This window comes from Bacteroidota bacterium (assembly GCA_008933805.1).
Taxonomy (GTDB): domain Bacteria; phylum Bacteroidota; class Bacteroidia; order UBA8524; family UBA8524; genus SB11.
In genome coordinates, this window is sequence record WBUH01000026.1 from 21,244 (window position 1) to 29,744 (window position 8,501).

Consider the following 8,501-nt stretch of genomic DNA (forward strand, 5'->3'; position numbering starts at 1 on the left):
TTTTTTGTAGCTATCAGTGTTAAGCATTTATTGCAGTTTCATTTGTTGCATTATGATAATGCTTAGCCGAGGTGTGCTTTTCAATAGTTAAACGCGCCATAAGGTAGCTGATGGTTGATTCAGCACCTTGGTTAAGATTAATATGGTTTTCTTCCAAGCCGTCGTAGCATCCGCCTGTACAAGGGTTATAAATAATTTGGTGCAGGTGATTGTTGCCCAAGAACCAATTAAAGGCAGTTTTCATTTTATCTAAATAGTCGCTATCGTTAAATACATCGTTAAACTTGTTTAGTGCTAAAATTGTGTACGCTGCATCAATAGGTTGCTCTCCGTAATCAGCAGATTTACTGCCCTTTTTAAGCCAGCCTTTGTTTGATATCAGTTTAATTCTTGTTTTTGTAAATGTATTTTCAAGCAAAAAATCGAACGATGATTTTGCAATTGTTTTATAATTTATATTATTAGTTACTGTATAGGCATACAGCATAGCCTCCGGTAAAATGCTGTTGCCATACGTTAGATAGCTTTCAAACCATCGCCAGTTTTCATCACTTTCATGAGCATACATACGCTCCAGTTTGCTGGCAAGTTTATCAATTAGTGCGATATTATTAAATGTAGGCTTGACCTCATGGTAATGTGCAATCCCCTTGATTGTGAAGGCAATTGCGCGAGTAGAATTCATGCCGTCAACCGTTTTTAGAGTTTGAAGCAATATACGGTTAGCGGTATCGGTAAGTGTTTTGGGTAGTATATCTTTGTGTTTAGCTAAAAACCCAAGAGCCCATATTGCTCTTCCATTGGCATCGTCTAAATTAACTGTGTTATTCTGTTTAGTAAATTCTTTTTCTTTATTCAAATAATTTAAAAAACTGCCGTTCTCTTGCAAACAGTATTCAATAAAATGCAGGTATTTTGATAGGTATGTTAAATCTTCAAGGTCTCCGGTTGCTTCATAGTGCATACACATGGCAATCAATGCCCTTGCATTATCATCAATAGTATATCCTGAATGAATATCGGGATGGTTGATTTTAGAAAACTGTATGATTCCAAAATCAGTAGTCATATTTTTAAGGTGTGTAAGATTAATTTCGGGCAGATTATACTGTAAATTAATCCCGGGGTCGATGGATTTTTTAAAAATCATGGCGTGGGCAATGGCCACATTCTCCCACGATGTTGATGCAATTTTATGCAACCCGTTTAATCCTAAATTTTTTTGTAATACTTTATCATCAAGTAATCGGTTTACTTGTGTGCTTAATTGTTGGGAGTTTTCAAAATCAAAAAGTATCCCCGCGTTATCACATAAAACTTCTTTTGCGTGCGGTATTGGAGTTGAAATAACAGCACAGCCGCAACTTATTGCGTACGAAAATGTGCCGCTTACAACTTGGTTAGGGTCTTTTGAGGTAAATAAATAAATATCAGTTAGCTGTAAATATTCTAATAAATCATGCAGCGGAAGGTATTTATTGATGAATTTGACGTGCCCTTCCAGCTTTAATTCAGTTACTTTAGCTTCAAGCATATTTCGGTACTTCTCGCCTTCATGCTTTACCACTGTTGGATGGGTTTTGCCTATTACCAAAAATAAAACTTCGGGGTTTTTACTGATAATTTCAGGTAATGCTTTTAAGGTAGTTTCAATGCTTTTGCCGGAACTTATGAGTCCAAAGGTTGAGAGTATTTTTTTGCCGATAAACCCATGTGCGCGCTTTAATAATGATTTGGACATGTATTGCACTAAGTGTGTGCCGTGGGGAATTACCGAAATTTTATGACCGGGTATTTGGTAGTCTTTTTGCAGAAATTCCAAAGCGGCTTTAGTCATCACAATAATCGACTCACACACTTTTGCCAATTCTTGTACATGTAGTATAAGCGTGCTATCAGGGTTGGGTAATACCGTATGAAATGTGATGCACACAGGTGCTTTAATGGTTGTTACTAATTTTAGTAAGTCATCTTCGTGGCTTTTAAAAAAACCAAATTCATGTTGTATTAAAACGAATTTTAAATTATCACTTTTAATACGCTGCGCCAGTTCTTCGTATGAATGGCTATCAGACGTATCTAATACGTAGTTTACCTCGTCAGTATAATTGTGTTTTTCGCTTTCAGATTCAATTGCGCAAACCTGTATCTTAAATGAGTTATTGAATTTGTTTTTTAGTGCCCTCAGTAAATCTTGGGTGTAGGTTGCAATACCACACTCTCTGGGTGGGTAGGAGGAAATTATCAGAATTTCCGAAGTTCTATTTCTATTCATGTGCAATGGTATTTTCTGAAAGTTCTTTGAGAAGAGCAGTTAAGCTAACGGAAGCACAGGCAACGGTAGTGTCGGCAGCACCGTAGTAAATGTATAAAGTGTCGTCAAATACAACCGTTCCGGAGGGGAAACAAACGTTGTTTACTTTTCCCACGCGTTCATAATCAAGTTCGGGTGAAAACAATGCGTAGGGCAGGCGGGCAATTACTTTTTCAGGGTTATCAAGGTGTAATAGCGCCACGCACGCAGAGTATTCATATCCTTGCGCTGTATCTTGCACTCCGTGATAGATTAAAAGCCATCCGTGCTCGGTTTCAATGGGAGGGCAACCGCCACCTATATAACTTATTTCATGGGGGTATTGGGGTTCAAGTATAATCTTTGAATCAAAGTGCAAAAAGTAGTTTTCCCAATATTCCTCCGTTAAATCGTCTAAGCGGTCAATGTAAACTATTTGAATATCAGGTTTTATGCGTTGCAGGAAGCAGAGTTTGTTATTAATTCTGCGGGGAAAAAACACTACGTTTTTGCTCCAAACATATACAGGCTTTTCGTCTTTTATCTTTAGGCTGTTTTGCTTGTTAAAACGGGAATACTTTACGTTTATCGGAGCTTTGCTATTAACCAGTCTTCTAAATTTACTGTACTGAATTTGGGGAGTGATGAGCCCGTGTTTCAAAAAATCAGTGAGGTTAAGTGATGTAGCTAATGCCCCCAATGCATTTACCCCATCGTATGCTGTGTAGGTTAAGTAATAGAGGTCGTCTATTTTTACAATTCTGGGGTCTTCAACACCGCTTGATTCATAGTTTGCTTGGGGAATAAGAATGGGGGTGTCGCTTCGTTCTACTACTGTTAGTGGCCCATCAAGCCTGCAATAACCGATACTTGAATAATTTTCTTTGGCCACTGCACGGTAAAAAAGATGAACCGTGTTTCCTTCGGCTATTACGGCAGGGTTGAGCACACCTTCTTTTTCAAAACCAAACGAGGAACTTTCTAATAAGACACCTTCTTTTTTTACGGATAACATAGTTGTGAGAGTTTAAAATGATTGCAAGGAATACCAAAGTGTATAAAGGAAAGCATGCAATGAAAGCCAAGCATTCTTTAGATTATAGATGCCTTAAAGACATGGCACCGGTTTGCTTTTAAAGTGTGAACCGGCCTACACTATGTGAAGTGATGATTGTAGAAGGATACCCTAAGTACTATACAGATGTGTAACGATGAGAATGTATAAAGAAAGGGACTGTAGATTGCAAGGTACGCAATTTTTTTTGATGAATCGCTATACGTTTTACTGTGAAGTAATTGCAAAGGCGTGTAGATTTAGCTGATAAAGGGTGAAGTAAACGGACTTTTAAGAGGTGTTTACTATGGAAAGGTGAAGCAAAATGCCCATCTTTTGTGATGGAATTTTGTGTTATACCCCTCTAGAAAAGAAATCCCGCTCGCAGATAGGGCTTCTGCATACACAACAAACTATAGCATGTGTGCTGAGTACTGCTATTAATCATCGATACTCCTTCTGTGTTGCCTTAGCAAGGTTAGTCCTTGCTTTTAAGTATAAAATCTTTCCATTTCTCAATGGCCTCCCCGCCCATTTTCTTAGTAAATTATAGGTGAAATATGCTTGCATAGTACCATCATCTATAGCATTTCAACACCATAGCGGTGGTGCATCGGTCAGGGTTATTGGGCGTATCTAAACAGTAAACAAACTCATACAATCCTGTTTCGGAATACTTAGGAATGCCTTTTATTATAAGCTATGGAGTTATAGGTATATGCAGGCATGGGTTTTGCGCAAAGGGGTTAACTGAGTATCTTGCAATATTGCGGGTAACTACGCACCTAAATCAAATAGTTATTTGAAAAAAATTCTCTTAATAGAAGACGATCCCAACGTGTGCTCCTTTATATACAAAGGACTTACAGAAAATGGTTTTGAAGTAGCCGTTGCGCTAAACGGTGAATCGGGCTTAAGTATGTTCGAAAAATCGTCGTTCGATTTAATTGTATTAGATATAATGCTGCCCGATGTGAGCGGGCTGGATGTGTGCAAGAAAATTCGTGAAACCGACCAGTTAACTCCTGTGTTGTTTTTAACCGCCTTGGGAAGTGCCGAAAACATTGTTTTGGGGCTTAATACGGGAGCTGATGATTATTTAGTGAAGCCGTTTAAGTTTATTGAGTTGGTAGCACGTATAAACACACTTTTGCGCAGGGTTGATAATTACAGTCAACAACCAAATATTGAATCTAATGAAGAGGATGTTTACCGGTTTGCAGATTTAGAGTTGGATAATAACCTAAAGGCAGTAAAGCGGAATGCGCAGGAAGTGTCGCTTACATCTACAGAATACAGATTGCTGTATACATTTATAAAAGCACCTAAAAAGGTGTTTAGCCGTACAGAATTATTAGAGGAGGTTTGGGGGATTAATTTTGATATAGGTACCAATGTGGTGGATGTGTATATTAATTATTTGAGAAAGAAACTTGAGAAAAATAATATGCCCAGATTAATACAAACCATGATAGGAATGGGATATTCATTAAGAGAGAGCGATGAAAATACAAATTAAAATAGTTGTGCTGTTGTTGGTTATATTTATAACCTATACACTTATTTTTAGTGCGTTTGTTTATTTTTCTATCTCGCAATATTCATTTGCTGATTTTTATAAACGGCTTGAGATACGGGCTGCAACCACAGCCAAAGTTGAGTTGGATTTTCAGAAAAATACAGCTTCAATTAAAGAATTAAAAAGCGAGTATTTAGAGAAACTAACCAATGAACAAGATCATATTTTCGAAATTACCTCAACCACTTCATTAGATAAAGAAGCTGCAAATACTAAAGTTCCCGTGTCGTTTATAAAAGAAATAATTGCAAACGGGACCGGTAACTATCAGAAGGGTAATACCTTTTTTGCAGGAATTAAATATAAATCAGGCGAAAAGGAATATGCTGTAATAGTATCGGCTGAAAACTATTACAATACTCACCATATAGCATACCTGCGCAATGTATTGATTACACTGATATTGGTGAGTGTGTTGTTTATTTTGCTGGCATCGTTTTGGGTAACTAAAAAGATTATTAAACCCATACAGCAAATAACCAATAAGGTTAAAAAAATAGGGTCGGAAAACCTGAGTTTGAGGTTGAGTTTGCCCAGTCAAAACGACGAGTTCGCCAACCTTGCCCGCACGTTTAATGACATGCTGGATAGATTGCAAACTTCGTTTGAAACCCAAAACAACTTTGTAAGTAACGCCTCACATGAGTTTAATACACCGCTTACCTCCATTATCGGGCAAGCGGATGTAACCTTATCAAAAAGCCGTAGTCAGGAAGAGTATGTAGAGTCGCTTACTATTATCTTACATGAGGCTGAGAAGCTGGATAAAAAGGTACAAGCTTTGTTGTTTTTGGCACAAACAGGGTTTAATGGTAAGTCGCAAAAGTTTGATAAGGTAAGGATAGACCAGCTTATTTTGGATGTTAAGCTTACCATTGAAAAGTTATATCCTGTCAGTAAAATCCACATCGATTTTAGTTTATTACCAGAGACTCCTGAAAAGTTGAAGGTGAAAGGAAATGAGCAGTTGCTGCACTTAGCTCTTACAAATGTTGTAGGCAATGCTTGTAAATATTCAAGAAATCAGCTTGTAACGGTTTCGTTAGGGGCTACTGCTGATAAGATAATTGTTGCAGTAAAGGATAACGGCATAGGCATACCTGAAAATGAGTTGCAGTACATTTACGACCCATTCTTCAGGGCTTCAAACACCAAGCAGTTTGAGGGGTACGGTATAGGGTTGCCGTTGGCACGCAATATTATCAAGATACACTCCGGCGATATCAATGTGTATTCATTGCATAGCCAGGGAACCACTGTCGAGATTAAATTGCCATTAGGTAATTTCAGTATTTAAACAACATTCTAATGTTATTCTAATTTCATCTTAAGACCCGTCTAATGGTCCCGTATGAATTTTGCACCTGAAAAGGAGAAAATTATATGGGGGAGAATATCATCGTTCCGACTGATTTTACGGTTGAGTCATTATTTACTGTTAAAAAGTTCTTGCAGCAAAACCCTGATGCTGAAGTAAACCTGCTTTTGGTTCACGGATACAGGATGCCTCTTTCAATCACCGAATTATTGTTTTTTTCAAAGGCAGCCCAATTAAGCAAACTGGCCGGCAAAGAATTTAATGAGGGGCTAACCATCTTAAGGAATAAATATACCCACCAAAGAATAACAATTAATGCCGATTTATTTTTAGGCTATAACCAAGCCGCCTTTCAGAATTTTATCGGGGGATATCGCATTGCCAAAGCTGTAGTTCCCAAGAGTTACCGCTTGAAATCAACAGGGGATAATGGGTTTGATATAATGAAGTTTATCAGAAAAAGTGATTTGAAGGTGATAGAGTATGATTGGGCAATAAGCGCGGGTTTACCCGAAAAAAATCATGTTTCGGAGTTGTTGTTTGATTTATAGAGTTATGAAAATAAGAGCGTTGTATATAATCATTTTTGCCGCGATTACAGGCTTTTTTATCCTGTTGGTAACTAGTGGTAAAAGCCCTGAGGAGGCAATTGTAGGTTCATGGAAGGAAGTATCGTGGGAGTATGAAAAGGTGAATAAAACCAACGATGGTGAAAGCTTTACGAAGCTGATAGATGATAACGTGAAAACTGAGATTATGGAGAACCTTATTATTCATAAGGCTGAGGTTTGGAGGTTTACTTCTGACGGTAAACTCTATTTGCACAACGGTAATAAGCCATCTACTGCTCTTGATTGGAAGCTTAAAGGAAGAGGGCATATCCTTAAGCTGAACTATCAGGATAATAAAACAGAGTATTACGATTTATCGGAATTAAACAATAACAAGCTGGTATTGTATTTTGATATAGATCTGCAAGTGAAAGGTATAGTAAAGATGACGTTTGAGAGGATATAGTATGTTAACAGAGTATAGTAAGTTTAGAACGCTTTCGGATAATATTAAATTAGGTTCATTAACTGCGTTTTCAGCAGGGATGGCCAATGTGGCATCGTTGATGATATTTTTTGCCTTTACCTCTAATGTTACAGGCCATTATGCAATATTGGCCGAAGAGATTGCAAAGGGCAATTGGTATCAAGCAGGGGTGGTTTTTGGGTGGATATTCCTTTTCTTTTTCGGGAATTTTGTATCCAATGTAATAATAATTAATACTAAAAAACCCTTTTTAGCACACGTAACCCCGCTATCTATTGAGATTTTTTGTTTGTTTTTGGTAGGAAGTTACGGGCAGTTTTTTTACAAAGAGACACTTACAGAAACCGAAATTCTTGTTGCGCTGATGCTGTTTGCTATGGGTTTACAAAACGGACTAACGGCCAGTGTTTCAAATTTTCTGGTAAAGACTACCCACCTTACGGGATTAACCACAGATTTGGGGATTATCTTCTCAATGTTTACCAAACAAAAATTCAGAAGGGATAAATCTTTGCGTGATAGGGCCAAGTTGTTATTAAGCATTGTTACTGCGTATCTGTGTGGGGGAATTTTGGCGGGAGTACTATACTTAAACATTCAGTTTATTGTGTTTTATATTGTTTGTGTAGTGCTGGGCGGAATTATTCTGTACGATTATTTTAAACTTAAAAGCAAGGATGAGCCCTGCTAAGGCAAGACAGAAGGAGGATAGATGGTTAATTAGCAATATTTAACAGGTATGTGATAGCTTGTTTTGTTATGCAGAAACCCGCTCGCAGACCGGGTTTCTTTATTAGAGAGGCATATAAACAAAAAATCCCATCGTTTTGTGATGGGATTTTTGGGGTTAGTATGTTTAAGTCGGAGTGGCGGGATTTGAACCCACGACCTTCCCGACCTAAGTCGGGATGCGCTATCGTTCAAAATGAAATAGTATAAAACAAAAAATCCCATCGTTTTGTGATGGGATTTTGGGGTTAGTATGTTTAAGTCGGAGTGGCGGGATTTGAACCCACGACCTTCCCGACCTAAGTCGGGATGCGCTATCGCTCAACGTGAAATAGTATAAAATAAAAAAATCCCATCGTTTTTTGATGGGATTTTTGGGGTTAGTATGTTTAAGTCGGAGTGGCGGGATTTGAACCCACGACCTTCCCGACCTAAGTCGGGATGCGCTATCGTTCAAAGTGAAATAGTATAAAACAAAAAATCCCATCGT

At 37.9% G+C, this 8,501-nt stretch carries 7 protein-coding genes; 5 read left to right on the forward strand and 2 right to left on the reverse strand.

Annotated elements, in window-relative coordinates; all coding sequences use genetic code 11:
- Positions 1-19: 19 nt before the first annotated feature.
- Together F9K23_18110 and F9K23_18115 are read right to left on the reverse strand one after the other, a co-directional pair.
- A complete protein-coding gene (locus tag F9K23_18110; protein ID KAB2913042.1) occupies positions 20-2,275 on the reverse strand; it encodes a glycosyltransferase in 2,256 nt (751 codons plus the stop codon).
- Positions 2,268-3,308 (reverse strand): pesticidal protein Cry7Aa, encoded by a 1,041-nt coding sequence (locus F9K23_18115; GenBank protein KAB2913043.1) that lies wholly within the window; start codon positions 3,306-3,308, stop codon positions 2,268-2,270. Before F9K23_18115 ends, F9K23_18110 begins: the two co-directional genes overlap by 8 nt.
- Positions 3,309-4,149: 841 nt before the next feature.
- On the opposite strand from F9K23_18115, the gene F9K23_18120 reads away from it, so the two are divergent.
- From F9K23_18120 to F9K23_18140, 5 genes are all read left to right on the forward strand, one after another.
- Positions 4,150-4,866 (forward strand): response regulator transcription factor, encoded by a 717-nt coding sequence (locus F9K23_18120; protein ID KAB2913044.1) that lies wholly within the window; start codon positions 4,150-4,152, stop codon positions 4,864-4,866.
- A complete protein-coding gene (locus tag F9K23_18125) occupies positions 4,850-6,223 on the forward strand; it encodes a HAMP domain-containing protein (protein ID KAB2913045.1) in 1,374 nt (457 codons plus the stop codon). The genes F9K23_18120 and F9K23_18125 overlap by 17 nt, the downstream gene beginning before the upstream one ends.
- An 86-nt stretch (positions 6,224-6,309) precedes the next feature.
- Positions 6,310-6,795 carry a hypothetical protein gene (locus F9K23_18130; GenBank protein KAB2913046.1) on the forward strand — a complete coding sequence of 162 codons (486 nt, stop codon included), beginning with the start codon at positions 6,310-6,312 and terminating at the stop codon, positions 6,793-6,795.
- A gap of 4 nt (positions 6,796-6,799) precedes the next feature.
- Positions 6,800-7,261, forward strand: coding sequence for a hypothetical protein (locus F9K23_18135; protein KAB2913047.1), 462 nt, complete (start codon positions 6,800-6,802; stop codon positions 7,259-7,261).
- 1 nt (position 7,262) lies between these two features.
- Complete coding sequence (locus F9K23_18140) at positions 7,263-7,973, forward strand: DUF1275 domain-containing protein (protein ID KAB2913048.1); 711 nt, start codon at positions 7,263-7,265, stop codon at positions 7,971-7,973.
- Positions 7,974-8,501 lie beyond the last annotated feature (528 nt).